Source organism: Parabacteroides sp. AF27-14 (assembly GCF_003635425.1).
In the GTDB taxonomy this organism is placed as follows: Bacteria; Bacteroidota; Bacteroidia; order Bacteroidales; family Tannerellaceae; genus Parabacteroides; species Parabacteroides distasonis.
On sequence record NZ_QTLZ01000023.1, the window covers coordinates 1 to 15288 of the forward strand.

Here is a 15288-nt window from a genome sequence, read left to right on the forward strand (position 1 = left end):
GGCTCACGCGAGTAGTGGCGTAGGCCAATGCCACTACTCGCGTGAGCCGATGCCACTATACGTGTGAGCCTGCGCCACTACTGGTGCGAAATCGGCCTATTTATACTACTTTTCCGTGATATAATTGACAATCCAACTACCCACTTCTTTCGTTCCATATTTCGCTCCACCTTCCACTTGGATTTCCGGCGTACGGACATTCGCATCAAGGGAAGCGTCTACGGCTTCACGGATCAAGGCGCCCTCTTCTTTGAGGTCGAAATACTCGAATAACATCGCTACCGAAAGGATTTGCGCCAAAGGATTCGCTATATTCAGCCCTTTCGCCTGCGGCCAAGAGCCATGAATCGGCTCGAAAACCGGTGTGCTCTCTCCGGTAGAAGCGGAAGGCAGCAAGCCCATAGAGCCGCTGATGCAAGAACCCTCGTCCGTCAAGATATCACCAAATGTATTCTCGGTTACCATTACATCGAAGAATTTCGGCTCTTGGATCATACGCATAGCGGCGTTGTCCACATACATATAGTCTGTCGTTACTTCCGGATAGCTAGGAGCCATCTCTTGAGCGATCTGACGCCATAGACGGGAAGAGGCAAGTACGTTCGCCTTGTCAACAACCGTCAGGTGCTTATTCCGTTTCATCGCATACTCGAAGCCCACTTTCAAGATACGCTCGATTTCCGGGCGGGTATACATATTCGTATCGTATGCCTTATCGTTGTCTTGATATTTCTCACCGAAATACATACCACCGGTCAACTCACGGATACATAAGAAATCTGCGCCATCCACCAATTCGGCACGCAACGGCGATTTATGCAATAGGCATTTGAAGGTCTGCACCGGACGGATATTAGCGAACAGGCCCAACTTCTTACGCATCGCCAAAAGACCTTGCTCCGGGCGTACTTTCGCTGTCGGGTCATTATCAAACTTAGGATCGCCCACAGCCGAGAAAAGAACAGCGTCGGCATCCTTACAAATCCGATAGGTCTCCTCCGGGAAAGGATCACCTACCTTATCGATCGCGTCAGCGCCACAAAGGGCATACTCATAGTGAACCTCATGTCCAAATTTCTCACAAACGGCACTCATTACTTCCACGCCTTGCACGGAAATCTCTGGTCCGATCCCGTCTCCGGGAAGTACTGCTATATTCAGTTTCATCGTAAATGTTTGTTATTATTCTCTGTTAAAATGTACATACTTAGGCTCCGTGGGGAAATACGTGTCATCATCCCACAGGGTACTTGTAATCATCAAGTCGGCACTATAACGGTTACAAGCGATAGGTACGTTATGAACACGGCACTGGCGAAGCAACATCTGGATGTCGGCCTCGTGCGGTTGCGGATTCAAGTCGTCTATCAAAAAGACCGCCAAATCGATCTCCTTACGGACAACCATAGCGGCAATCTCAGCATCGCCTCCCATCGGACCGGAATGCATGCAAGCAATATCCGCGTTCACCCCTTTTTCCTCGAGAGCTTTACGAACCAAATTTCCGGTCGTACCCGTACAAACAATATGGTGGTGAGACAAGAACTCAGCGTTATGTACCGCCCATTCTACCATTTCCGCCTTACGATTGTCGTGCGCTACAAGCGCGATAGTCAACTTTTTCATACCCTTTACCTTTTTAATTATTAATCCTCTATCTTGTTCAGCATCTTCAATGTCGCCTTGATCGCCGCCTCGGTCTGATCAGCGTCCAGGCCACGAGTCTTGAAATCGACCCCGGCATAATTCCAGCTGATGACCGTCTGCACAAACGCATCCGTACGTCCTCCCGGCGGGATGGATACCGAATAGTTCGTCAACATCGGGAACGGGCGGTTCAAACGGGAATAAATCCGGCGTAGGGCACGAACGAAAGCGTCGTATTGGCCATCACCGGAAGCCGATTCCTCGTAAGCCTCGCCATTGATCTCGATCTTCAAGGTAGCCACCGGTTTCAGCCCTTGGGCCAAGGATAAGGAATAGTTCAAGATCCGTATTTTCTGATCCTCCAGCGCATTATCATGATGAAGCACATCGCTGATAATATAAGGAAGATCCTCCGGGGTAACCATTTCTTTCTTATCCCCTAACTCAATGATCCGTTCCGTAACCTTACGCATCGAGCCCTCATCCATGTCGATACCGAGCGCTTCCAGATTCTTGCGGATATTCGCTTTTCCGGAGGTCTTGCCCAAGGCGTACTCGCGAACCCGTCCGAAACGCTCGGGAAGCAAGTCGTTGCAATACAGGTTATTCTTGCTATCACCGTCTGCGTGAACACCGGCGCACTGCGTAAACACATGCTCTCCGATGATCGGCTTATTGGGCGGGATATGCACCCCGGAGTAGGTCTCAACCAAACGGCTAGCCTTGTTTATCTTTTCCTCCCTCAAGCTCGTCTCCTCTCCCAACTGGTCCTTGATAACGGCAAGTACGCTACTCAAAGGAGCGTTACCCGCACGCTCTCCCAAACCGTTCACGGTCGTATGGATTCCCTTGATACCCGCACGGATGGCGGAATATACATTCGCGACGGCAAGATCATAGTCGTTATGCGCGTGGAAGTCAAACCGTAAATCAGGGTAACGGTCCACCATCATCTTGCAATACTCGTAGGTATTTCCGGGATTCAAGACTCCCAAGGTATCCGGGAGCATGAAACGGCAGATCGGAAGTCCTTTCAACGCATCGATTACCAAGAATACGTAATCTGGGGAATGCTTAATACCGTTCGACCAGTCCTCCAAATAGATATTCACGTCGATCTTCCGTTTCGCCGCTTCCAATACGACCGTACGAATATCGTCAACGTGTTGCTCGGGAGTCTTTCGAAGCTGTTCGGTGACATGCTTATAAGAGCCCTTGCAAAGCAAGTTCACGACACGGCAACCTGCGGATTCAATCCAGTCGAGAGAGACCGTACCATCCACGAAACCCAAGACCTCCAATTTGTCTAGGTTTCCGGAACGGGCGGCCCAAGCGGCTACACGCTTCACGGCCTCAAACTCTCCGTCCGACACACGGGCGGAGGCGATCTCCACCCGGTTCACGCCTAAGTCGCTCAGCAGCACTTGCGCTATGCTGAGCTTCTCGTGAGCGGCGAAGGAGACGCCCGAAGTTTGCTCCCCATCTCTGAGGGTTGTATCCATTATTTCTATCATAATCAGCGTGCTGCCTCGAAGGCTTCTATCTTTGATTTATTTGCCAGTAAATAGTCGATATCGTCCAATCCGTTGATTAGGCAATCCTTTTTATAGGCGTTGATCTCGAAATGCTCGCTTTTGCCCGTAGCCTTGTTCGTGATCGTTTGCTCCGGTAGATTTACCTCGACCTCAGTTTTCGGGTCCTTGTAAATCGAATCGAACAATTCAGCGAGGAACTCTTCAGTCACAACAACCGGCAGCACGAAGTTGTTCAACTCGTTGTTTTTATGGATATCGGCGAAGAAACTAGAGACCACGACACGGAAACCGTAATCGGCGATCGCCCAAGCCGCATGCTCACGGCTGGAACCGGAACCGAAGTTCTTTCCCGCTACCAATACCTTTCCGCTATACGTAGGATCGTTCAAGACGAATGATTCGATCTTATTACCTTCCTTATCATATCGCCAATCCCGGAATAAGTTCTCGCCGAACCCTTCCTTGGTAGTCGCTTTCAGAAAGCGGGCTGGGATAATCTGGTCGGTATCCACGTTCTCTAAAGGAAGAGGCACGCAAGTGCTTGTGATTATATTGAATTTTGTTTTCATCTTATGCTACTTTATTAGATTAGTCTTTACATCAGTTCTCTCGGGTCCGTGATCTTACCTGTCACAGCGGCGGCGGCGGCCACAAGCGGCCCCGCCAAGATGGTGCGAGCACCCGGTCCTTGGCGGCCCTCGAAATTACGGTTGGAAGTGGAGACCGCATATTTACCCGCCGGAACCTTATCCTCATTCATCGCCAGACAAGCGGAACATCCCGGTTGACGAAGGACGAAGCCGGCCTCGGCCAAAACCTTGTCGATCCCCTCGGCACGAATCTCCCGCTCTACCTGCCAACTGCCGGGAACCAGCCAAACCGTTACATCATCCGCTTTCTTCTTTCCTTTCACCAAAGAGGCGAAAGCACGGAAATCCTCGATACGGCCATTCGTACAGCTACCTAAAAAGACATAATCCACTTTCTTACCCAACATAGACTCGCCTGCCTTGAAGCCCATATAATCCAAAGACTTCTTATAAGAGATACGGCCTGCCTCGGGCACGCTTTCTAAGGAGGGGATATCTTTGCTGATACTCATACCCATGCCCGGGTTCGTACCGTACGTAACCATCGGGTCGATATCCTCGGCGTGGAAAACGATCTCCTTATCGAACTTAGCGTCCGGATCACTATACAGCTGACGCCACTCGCTCACCTTCCGCTCCCATTCCTCGCCTCTCGGGGCAAACTCACGGTCTTTCAAATAATCGAAAGTAACATCATCCGGAGCGATCATACCGCCACGGGCACCCATCTCGATCGAAAGGTTACAGATCGTCAGACGTTCCTCCATGGTCGTATTACGAATCGCCTCGCCAGCGTACTCTACGAAATAGCCCGTAGCACCGCTGGTACTCATCTTACTAATAATGTATAAGGCAAAGTCCTTCGCCGTAACGCCCGGTTTGCGTACGCCATCGATCGTGATACGCATCGTTTTCGGCTTACGCTGCATGATACATTGGGTAGCCAAGGTCATCTCCACCTCGCTCGTACCGATACCGAAGGCGATAGCGCCCATGGCACCGTGCGTAGAAGTATGGGAGTCACCACAAACGATCGTCATACCCGGCTGCGTCAAGCCTGTCTCCGGACCTACCACATGGATGATACCATTCTTCGGATGTTGAAGACCGTAATACGTCAAGCCGAAATACTTCGCATTCTCTTCCAAGGTATCCACTTGATTCTTGGATATAGGGTCCTCGATAGGCTTATCTTGGTTCAATGTCGGGATATTGTGGTCCGGCATACAAGTGATTTGCGCGGGACGGAAGGGCTTCAATCCACGTGCACGTAATCCGGCGAAAGCCTGCGGGCTAGTCACCTCATGACAATACAGACGGTCGATATACAATTGTATGGTTCCGTCGGGCAACGTGTCCACCACGTGTTTGTCCCAGATTTTCTCAAATAATGTCTTGCTCATTGTCTTGTCTATTTTTAGTCTACTATAAACTTATTGATGGCGTCCACGAAAGCCTCCACGGAAGCGGCGATAATATCGGTATTCGCGGAGAACCCATAATAGGTAGCCCCGTTATACTCTACCTGCATATGCACCTTGCCCGTATCATCGCTACCTTTATTAATGGCTTGAATCAAGAATTCCTGAATCGTCATGTCACTATTACTAATCGCTTTTTTCACCGCCTTGATGCCTGCGTCAACCGGACCGTTACCAGCCGCGGCCTCGTATTTTCTTACTCCCGACAAATTTAAACAAATACTTGCGACTGATTGTACTCCAACACCACTAGTTACCTGTAAATATTCCAATTTAATACGGTGTGTGGCCGTACGATCCTTTCCGACCAACATCAAAACATCATCATCATTAATATCTTTCTTACGATCGGCCAGTTTCAAGAACTCATCATACACCTTGTCCAATTTCTCCTGCTCCAGATCCACACCTAAAACATGCAGGCGATGCTTCAACGCCGCACGACCGCTACGAGCAGTCAATACGATCGCGTTATCATCGATACCCACATCCTTCGGATCGATGATCTCGTAGGTTTGCGCATTCTTCAAAACGCCATCTTGGTGGATACCGGAGGAGTGAGCGAACGCGTTACGTCCGACAATAGCCTTATTCGGTTGTACCGGCATATTCATCAAGCTAGAAACCATACGGCTCGTACTATAGATCTTATTCGTCGTGATATTGGTGATGATATCACGTTCTTTATGGCTCTTGAAAACCATGGCGACTTCTTCCAATGACGTGTTACCCGCACGCTCACCGATACCGTTTACGGTTACCTCCACCTGACGGGCTCCGTTCAACACGCCTTGTACGGTATTCGCGGTAGCCATACCCAAGTCATTATGGCAATGAGTGGAAAGAATAGCGTTATGTACGCCATCCACATGTTCCATCAGATACTTAATCTTCGCCCCGTACTCATCCGGCAAGCAATATCCTGTCGTATCCGGGATATTCACTACGGTAGCCCCGGCCTTGATCACGGCCTCCACGACACGGGCCAGATATTCATTATCCGTACGCCCGGCATCCTCACAGTAGAATTCTACGTCCTCCACATACTTTTTAGCGTATTTCGTGGCGGCGATCGCACGCTCTATAATCTCCTCTCTCGTGGAGTTAAACTTGTATTTGATATGAGAATCAGAAGTACCGATACCCGTATGAATACGTCCTCGCTTAGCGAATTTCAACGCCTCGGCTGCCACGTCGATATCTTTCTCCACCGCACGGGTCAAGGCACAGATGGTCGGCCAAGTCACGGCCTTTGAGATCTCAACCACACTCTTAAAATCCCCGGGACTGGAGACAGGGAAACCAGCCTCGATCACATCAACACCTAGCTGTTCCAACGCCTTAGCTACTTGAATCTTTTCCACTGTATTCAACTGGCATCCCGGAACCTGTTCACCATCACGTAAGGTGGTGTCGAAAATAAATAATCTGTCTGACATAATCTTATATTCTTAATTTACTAATATCCTATACTAACTAAAAAAGCCTCTCTCACAAGGAAGTGAGAAAGGCTCTTTCATCTATCGTAATGCTCGCAAAGCATACAGTCTCACTTCCTATCCCGTTCCCAGAGTAGAATAATGTTTAGAGAAATAATGAGACTATTTTGCAAGTTGCGTGTCATTGTTCTTGTCTTTATTGTTTTTGTTTCAACGTTGCAAAGATACAGCCTTTTTCGAGACCAGCAAATATAATTCGAAGTTTTTTACTTATTATTTATTATAAACCGTAAGCCAAACGATCGTATACCTTACGAAATAACACTGCCCATCGTAAGGTTGTTACGATGGGCAGTATAAGATGTTTACAATGCCCATCATAAGCACCTTACGATGGGCATTGGCAGAATCAGCGAACCACGACTTTCCGTACGAACGAATCGCCGAAGGCCTCGCAGCGGACGAAGTAGACTCCGGCATGCCCTACCGGGATCTCAGCCTTGCCAAGAATCGAACCTTCGTAAAGAACGATGCCGGACACATCGACTACCTTCAAGGCTACCTGCTGAGGCATATTCACGAAGATAGATTGATTGGCCGTATACAGGCTCATGCCTTCCTCGATGGACTCGATGCCGGTTGGCGTATCCGGTTGATCCGGTTTATCCGGGTTCTCCGGATCTACGGGGTCTACAGGGGTGACCGGTGTTTCCGGATCCGTGGTAGGAGAGGATGTAGCGGAAACAACCTTCACCTCTATCTTGCTACTAACCGGCTTATAATTCGGATCGGTCGGCGTAAAAGTAACCTCTTGCTGACCGGTGGACGTAGGCGCTGTTTCCGGTTTGCTCCAAGCGAATGTTCCGGCAACGATACCCGCATGCCCGCCTTGTAAAACAGACTCGGATAGTTTTTGGCCGGACAAGATACCGGAAGCCGCAGGCCATGTAACCTTCGATTCTGCTAGTTCAGCTTGCTCTATCGTATAACGCAATCCTTTTTCCGTCTTATATTCATTATACTCCGCATCAGCCGGACGATAAATACGTACATAATAATCACCCGCATTCTTCAAGACAGCCGGTTGCGTGCAGGCCTCATCAAAGAAGAACGTGATCTGGCAAGCCTCGTTGCCCGTACCTGTCACGGATACGGTTTGCGCTGCACCATTATATACGGAAGAGGTTTGGGCTAACTTGAACTCTAGATTATCCTTGCCGACAAATACAGGTTCAACACCACTAACACCTTTCTCTACCACATATTCTCTTTGAGGATTGGTATCGCCGTTATCTTTCCAATGGGAGAATTTATAGCCTTTAAGAGGCACGGCCTCCAACATCACCTCTATACCTGCCGGAATAGAGACCTTTCCATCTGTCTCAGGATATGACATACCGCCATTGGTGACATGCACGTAGCCTTTCGGCTCTTCCGCTGAACGCCAGATGGACGTGCCAAAGGATAATTCTACCGGGGCATTTGTAGAATAATAGTAAACCGTGCCTTCGTAATTCTTCTTAGCCACATCACTCTTAGGCTTAATCACGTATTTTGTCACGCCGGAAACATTATAAGTAGGATCGACATTAATACTCACCTCAGTACCTTCTGCTGGACGGGTTGTCGGGTTTCCATTACCCTCGGGTGCTTTCATTACCGCAATCTTAGACTTCTTAATTGTCAAGCCTACTTCCCCTTCATTCGGATGCTCTGGGTCCGGATACTTCTCATAAAATTCCTCATATAAACCATCTTCAGCACGCCTCAACACGACCGTATACTTGCCAGCATCAATAGCTTTCCCAACTTCTTTATTATCCGAGGCTATATACGATACATTGAATGAGAAGCCCGCATAGGTCTGCGAAGCAAATGGTATGAAGGGGCGGGATACGCCACTATAGTAGTATTCTTGATACGGACAAAAGATGTATTCCCTCTTGATCGGCACCAGATGGTCGAATACGGCTGTCACGGTCAAGTCGCCAGTTACGGTCAAAACATCATTTTGAGATATTTCCTTACCGTTCGCCAAGATGGAAAGCAGTCTCGCTCCGTTCTTTTCGATACCGGTTATACGCACTTCCGTGCCATAAAACTGCTCACCGGATTTATCTAAGGTAATCTTTCCGGTGGTAGTCTCATTCGGATTGCTGCTTACGGCAGAAGCTACTACATTATATGGCTTCGGACCGAAAGTAGCTGAAGCCGTAACATCGCCTGTCACGGTCCACAAGTTCGTCGTAGTAGAACCGGTCACGCCTGATAAGGTGACACCACTGCCACCCAAGCTATATCCGGCATCTGGAAGATCAACCACACGCACCTTATCACCAATTGGAACTGTTGAGCCGGAAGCAATCAAACTGCCATTTTCCTTATATAATAAGATAGAACCGTTCGCCACATCTTTGATGGTGACAAGTGCCCCCGCTTTTTGCCCAAATTCGGCTTTGACCGTCAAATCCCCTGTTAGCGTCACCTTATTACCCTTTAGCGAGTCTCCGTTTATAGTCAATGATTTCAACTGGGAGCTCACGTCCGGGGTAGCCACGATTTGCAAGACCGTACCTTGTCGCAGGGAAGCTCCAGACGCAATCTCCGCATCTTCCGCCTTAACAGAGAGACTGCCGTTGCCTGCCGTCTCGATCGATACCGTATGCATGATCGGGGAGAAGTTCGCCGTATAGGTCTTATTATTATCCGCCTTAACAGAGATGGAATCATTCGCCGGCAAAGTCTCGCTCGCACCCGTTACCGACCAACTATCGAACTTATAATTGGGCAGAGGCAGGGCTACCAAGGAGATCTCTTGGCCCTTCACGTACACGTCATCCTCGGTCTTGCCCAATACGTTTACGGTACCTCCTGTTGTCCCTGTAGCGGTGACTAGATACGTAGGGGTTACCTCAACCTCCACGGACACCTCCGCTGTATTGTAATAAGAGGAGTTATCCGGATAGAAAGTGACGGAACAGCTTTGCTTCCCGGCCGGCATCACCGCATTCCCGTTCGTCCAAACGAAGGTACCGGCAATCGTATATCCATCTTCATCCTTTACGCTACCACCGGACAGTAAAGAGGTTGAAAGCAATTGCCCCTCCTTGATACCTGTCGCTTGCGGCTTCGTGATTTTACTTGCGTCAATAGCGATCTTGCTCGTCAGACTCATGACATAGACCTCCTCGAACTCAGCGTAGTCAGTGTCACCCGCATAGGATAGCTTGACATACAGGATACCCTCTTTCTTGCGGTCATTGTCGGTAGCCGCTATTTTACAAGAATCATCCTTAAAATAAGCGACCGTAAGCGTCTTACCCTCCGGGATGGTCGTATAGCTCAATCCAGCGGCTATAGCCGGGTTGACCACTTGCTCTTGGCCCGATACGTTCACCACCAGATGGGCTCTTTCCTTATACGCTGTAAGGGTCGCCCCACTCAAGTCCGTCACCGACTGCCCATTGGAGGCCTTGTTAGACAAGAGTCCGTTCTTCGCCGTGAACGTCCCTCCATCAAAAGAGGCCGCCAGCACTACCGGGATACGGAGTACGGTGCCTTCCGGGGCTTTCATCACGGTGTTCTTCGGGCTGTATACTACGCAACGGAAGCTGCCGTCACTTTGCGTACTCCACGTAAGGGCATGATCATTTGCCAACTCGCCGAGGATCGGGGTTCCATCTAGCAAGATACCCTCGGACAAGGTGAAATCCACCTGGAAGGAGGAAAAACTAAAGGAATTGCCGGATACCTCCAGCGTGAGCGTATCCTTACTGCCAGCGGCGTTCAGGTTCGTCTTCGCCAATTTCCACTGGGCGGCGGTAGCCGTTCCCGCCGATAACAGCAGGAAGAGGGCTACGAATAATTGTTTTATATGATTCACTTTCATAATTTACTTACAGATAAAGATGTTAGTATTACTTGCCTTCACACCATGGCCTGTCTTTGCCGTCAAACGATAGTAGTAAACGCCCGCCGGTAAGGTTAGCGTGGCCGAATATTGGTTATCGCCCACCTCGCCGGGCAGACCGTTCAATACCGCGGCCAAAGCGCCATTCGCAGAGAATACGTGGATCGTCACGGATTCGGCCGCCTCCGTCAACTGATAACGGAAGGTCGTGCTGCCACGGAACGGGTTCGGATAGTTGGACACGGCTGCCAATTGGCTGATCGCCTCGATCGGGGCGTTGGAAGTCACGATCGCATCGCCACCAGACCTCAAGCTGTTGGCCTTCGCGTCGGAGAAGGAGGCTCCTACCAAGGTAACGCCCGCCGGCATACGCAGGATACGGCTCTTGCCCGAAGGAATCGTGCGGCCATCCAAGCTATAAGCTATCACACGCAAGGTATCTCCGTTCAAGCTGGAAGCCTGGAGGAACTTGGCGGCATCGCCCAGCAACGGGATCTCGTCGATGGCTCCCACCAACTCCAGATAGATACCGGCTACCGGTACTTGGCTATTCATCGTCAAGAAGTTATCAGCGTCGAGCTCCATTTGTACGGGAACCTCGGCCTCAGAACGCAGTGCACTGGCCTTGGTAACCGGCTTGCCGTGGATGAGGTTGACGATACCGATTACGTCAGCGATCTCTACATTATTATTATAGTTCACATCCGCCTCGGCAAAACCGAAGTTGGGGATCATGTTATCCTTGTCCCGCAAGATGTAGCTTACGGTAGCGGTCACGTCTTGTACGTTTACCAGCATGTCGAGGTTCGCATCGCCATCGCAGGTGTAAACCCACGCATCGTACTGAACCGTCCAGCCGGGGAATAATGGATTAGTTACAAGACCGGCAATTTGATAATTCGGGGTCAAGTCTTCGGTAATCGTATAGCGGCTGTCCGTATGGTCGATCGTATCGCCGTCGAATACCCAAGTAAAGCGAGAGGCGGATGTACCTACCATCTTTTGTGAGGAAAGATCGATTGTCTCCCCATAAGCCACGAAACCTCCCGGACGAACCTCACCTACCGGCAACCTAACAACACCGAAGGCAGCCTCCAATTGCCGCGGGTTCTCCACGTTAGCGAACTCCAAGCACGAACCATCGGCATTGAAAGACATCAAGGCCGGGAAGTCCGCCAAATCGATCCGGGTAGTGGGTATAGGCAAGCCATATGCGGTTAATTGAGCGGCAAGGCCCGAAGCCGAAGCGCTGTTCTCTACCCCGTCAAGCATCGTCCAATTCAAGAACAACTCCTTCAAGTTTTTGTTCTTAGACAAGTCGAGAGCCGTCAAGTCCGTACTAGACACATCCAGATACTCCAGCGATGGATACTCGGATACGATCAAAGATTTCAAAGAATAGTTTCCACCCAGCATCAAAGAACGCAATACCGTATTGTTCTTCGGCAAGGTCAGTTCCTCCACCCTATTGCCTGTCAACGACAAGATCTCCAGCTTATCCAAGGCAGCGAGATCTACCTTCTTCGTAAAGCTTTCGCCCATCTGATACATATATAAATGGATCAAACGCCGCGGGTTCTCGTCGTTCCAAACGGCTTGTGCGTTCGAAGAGTTCTCGTCCGTCTGCCATGCACCGCTGCTCCACCACTCGCTCAATGCCTTGTTGTTGGAAGCGTCTACGATACGTGCCAAGGTAGCCACGTCACTCTCGGCGAATACTTGGGGGACGGTGGTTTCCACATGGATGCGTGAGGTCTCGATCTGCCAGCCGTCACGTACATTAATCTCCGAGATCTTACAGAACTTCGGGTTCATCAGCTTACAATAGTAGTCTCCATACTTTTCCTCCTTGCTGTCCAGCACGAATACGCCCGGACGGTTTGGCACCGGCTTCAATGCCTCTTTCTCCTCTGTCCTATATTTGGCGTTTACCCATAGGAATACGGTCTCTATGCCATCGATCACGGCCTCCGAGGAGAGATCGATCGTATCGCCGTTCTCGAACCAGTATGGATCTCCCGGATGAGAGGGGGAAGTAAGCGTTATGTGCCCCAAACCGTTATAATTTATCTGCCGGTAGTTCTTCACCGTAGAATATCTCAAAAGAGATCCATCCGCATTCAAGTTACTCAAGTTCGGGTACTGAGCCAGATCGAGACTCTCCACGTATCCCGGCAATCCCAACGACTCCAGATTCTTTCCCACTTGTGCGGAAGGAAGCTCATACTCCGTATTTTGCAGATATAGATGACGGATAAACGCCGGCAGGTTCTTTACCAGATCTGCGAACTGTTCTGTATGCGGCAAGGCCAAATAGGTCAAGCTCGTAGCCTTATCGAAACCTTGCAACTTCAAGTTCGGGCAGTACTCGATCTCCAGACGGCTCAATTGCTTGAAGGATAAGATATCCAGCGAAGCCAAGGGCGAATGCTCAAGGTAAAGCTCCGTCAGCTTCGAACAACCGGTAAGATTCAGTGTCGCTAGCTTCGTGTTCTGGTAACTTCCCTCGCCTATGTATAATGTTCCAAATCTAAAATATTGCAGTTCCGGGCATTTGGACAGGTCAAGTGAAGCTAAGTTCCTGCTATATATATGCAAGTGCTCCAGTTTCGTATTTTTCGATACGTCCAGCTTCTCTATATTCATAAATTCCTCGCACTCGAAATACTTCAACTCAGTGAAGGCGCTCAAGTCTAATTGAGAGATCGTATCCTTAGAGTTCCAATCTAACTCAATCGCCAGATGCGTTAAGCGACCGACCTCGTCGGTGTTCCAGTCCGTACGGATCACGTCTTGATATGAGTTCCAATTCTCGCGCTCCCAGCCCTTGCTTTCCACGAACTCCTGCAATTGGGTGATATTCGGGTTATCGGTAGCCAGCTTCTTCAATCCGGCGATGTCCGCGGGGGAGTAGCTGTCCGAGTTACGGGCTACCTTGATCTGGGGCGTATACATACGCCAATTGTCGTAATTCGAGTTCGTAATCTCACATATATAATATTCGCCCGGCTTTCCGCTAAACACGAAAGCCCCCTCCTTGCCAGAGACCATCGGCATGGTCGCTTCCGTCCGTTTACCAGTAGTTCGATCGTTAAGGAACCAAGTGTAGATCGATTTCACGCCACCCACCGTAGCGTAAGCGGATAGATCGATCTCCTCGCCCTTCGCGGCATAAGCGTTATAATCGTCTACTGGCGTACCGGCTATGACCCTAGTAGAACCATAAAGATTGAAATACTCAGGTAATGGACTCGGGAGCTTCACCGTGAACCATGTAAGCGAATCGTTATCATCCATATTCAGTTGCCTTAGCTTTGTCAAAGCAGACAGATCAAGAGATTTCAACCGAGTGCCAGTCAACCGTAAGTCTTCCAATCCACTCAACGAGCCTATATCCTTCATGTCAGATACCGTATGTGTTCTATAATCCTTTATAAAGAAGCTTTTCACCCGGCTCGGGGACTCGGCGTTCCACGTCACGCCCACGTTGTAGCCATCGCTCTGCGTCCGGTCTTTCAAGTAATCCTTGCTGGAGATGAAGTTCTGCAAGTCCGAGTTCAGCGGATTGGCCTCGGCGATCGCTTTCAAGGCGGCTATATCGTCCTGCGAGTTATTGGTTGGGAAAGCGAACGGTGCTTGGCTACCATACCCTACCCTATTGCCGTCCGCATCACAAATATCCACTTGAACCGTTCCGTTCCATTCCTCCGTGGCGTGAGCCATCAACGTGAATTGCGTAGCGGAGAAGGAAGGGATATCTAATACGTATATGGGCTCATTATATAGACCTGTCTCTTTACTTAGGTTCTGCCCGGAAAGGGTCAAGCCTTCAGAAGGGCCATTCAGATAAATCTTCATCTTAGCGTGTTGCCCCTGCAGGAAACCCGCCTTCGTCACGTTGATCGCAAAAGGGATATCCTCGTTCAGATCGCCGGATGTACGCGACAACTCCCCCATAGCAGGAGCCTTATCACTCAGCATAAACCGTATCGTCTGCCCGGTAGAGGCCAAAGCAGCCGTGCTTATGTCTTGCGAGCTGTACACTTTCACGGTATAGCCAGCCTCGCACCCCTTCGAGCTATTCATTTGCAGACGAAGCCCAACGCTATATCCATAGTCCGTCAACTTCTCGTCTGGTATCCAAAAGCCGCCATTGTCTAACGTTTGCGCCGGCTCAGAATCCTCAAAGCGGAACTCTACCCCGTCCGGATTAGCGGTGTTCACCAGCTGTACACGTATAGCCATGCCTTTCGTGAAGTTCTCGATATTGAAATTTAAGCTCCAAGTAGCCACCGGATTCCACTCGTAGATAAAGCAATAAGCTACAGGATCCAGAGTACTGGTAAACCGTACCTCCCCTTCCGCCTGGCTCTGCGGAGCCCCGGGTGTCATCCCCGCCAGGCTCGCCGACCCGGCCATACCCCAAGCCAGTCCATGCCCCGGCCATGCGGCGCATAAACACAAGACCATCGCGATGAGCGACAACCTCATACTAATTCCTCGTAAAATTGTTTTCATAAGCAATAAATTTATAAATAGGTGTTTTGTATTCATAATACGTATCGGTATCTCTCACCATTCCCGACTTAGCGTGTCGTATTCGTAGGATGGCCTTTTTCCCATGCGCCGAGCGCAAACACGCCGGGCCGGTATGCGGAGGAAATCCTCCGCATACCGGCCCGGCGT

8 protein-coding genes are annotated in these 15288 nt (G+C 49.9%); all 8 read right to left on the reverse strand.

Annotated features, from left to right (window positions below; all coding sequences use genetic code 11):
- Positions 1 to 105 precede the first annotated feature (105 nt).
- The 8 genes from leuB to DWY79_RS18255 all read right to left on the reverse strand — a co-directional run bounded on the left by leuB (position 106) and on the right by DWY79_RS18255 (position 15120).
- Positions 106 to 1167 (reverse strand): 3-isopropylmalate dehydrogenase, encoded by a 1062-nt coding sequence (leuB, locus tag DWY79_RS18220; RefSeq protein ID WP_036613247.1) that lies wholly within the window; start codon positions 1165 to 1167, stop codon positions 106 to 108.
- A gap of 15 nt (positions 1168 to 1182) precedes the next feature.
- Positions 1183 to 1626, reverse strand: a complete 444-nt coding sequence (locus DWY79_RS18225; protein ID WP_005854477.1) for a methylglyoxal synthase — start codon at positions 1624 to 1626, stop codon at positions 1183 to 1185.
- A gap of 20 nt (positions 1627 to 1646) precedes the next feature.
- Complete coding sequence (locus DWY79_RS18230) at positions 1647 to 3161, reverse strand: alpha-isopropylmalate synthase regulatory domain-containing protein (RefSeq protein ID WP_008778605.1); 1515 nt, start codon at positions 3159 to 3161, stop codon at positions 1647 to 1649.
- A gap of 2 nt (positions 3162 to 3163) precedes the next feature.
- On the reverse strand, positions 3164 to 3751 hold the full coding sequence (leuD, locus tag DWY79_RS18235; protein ID WP_122370001.1) for a 3-isopropylmalate dehydratase small subunit: 588 nt from the start codon (positions 3749 to 3751) through the stop codon (positions 3164 to 3166).
- A 26-nt stretch (positions 3752 to 3777) separates the two neighbouring features.
- Positions 3778 to 5175, reverse strand: coding sequence for a 3-isopropylmalate dehydratase large subunit (gene leuC / locus DWY79_RS18240; RefSeq protein ID WP_005864399.1), 1398 nt, complete (start codon positions 5173 to 5175; stop codon positions 3778 to 3780).
- 14 nt (positions 5176 to 5189) lie between these two features.
- Positions 5190 to 6692 (reverse strand): 2-isopropylmalate synthase, encoded by a 1503-nt coding sequence (locus DWY79_RS18245; RefSeq protein WP_048927576.1) that lies wholly within the window; start codon positions 6690 to 6692, stop codon positions 5190 to 5192.
- A 409-nt stretch (positions 6693 to 7101) separates the two neighbouring features.
- Entirely contained in the window at positions 7102 to 10581 is a 3480-nt protein-coding gene (locus tag DWY79_RS18250) for a hypothetical protein (RefSeq protein ID WP_057326663.1), read from the reverse strand.
- Positions 10582 to 10584: 3 nt separating this feature from the next.
- Positions 10585 to 15120, reverse strand: coding sequence for a T9SS type A sorting domain-containing protein (locus DWY79_RS18255; RefSeq protein ID WP_057326662.1), 4536 nt, complete (start codon positions 15118 to 15120; stop codon positions 10585 to 10587).
- Between the last annotated feature and the right edge of the window lie 168 nt (positions 15121 to 15288).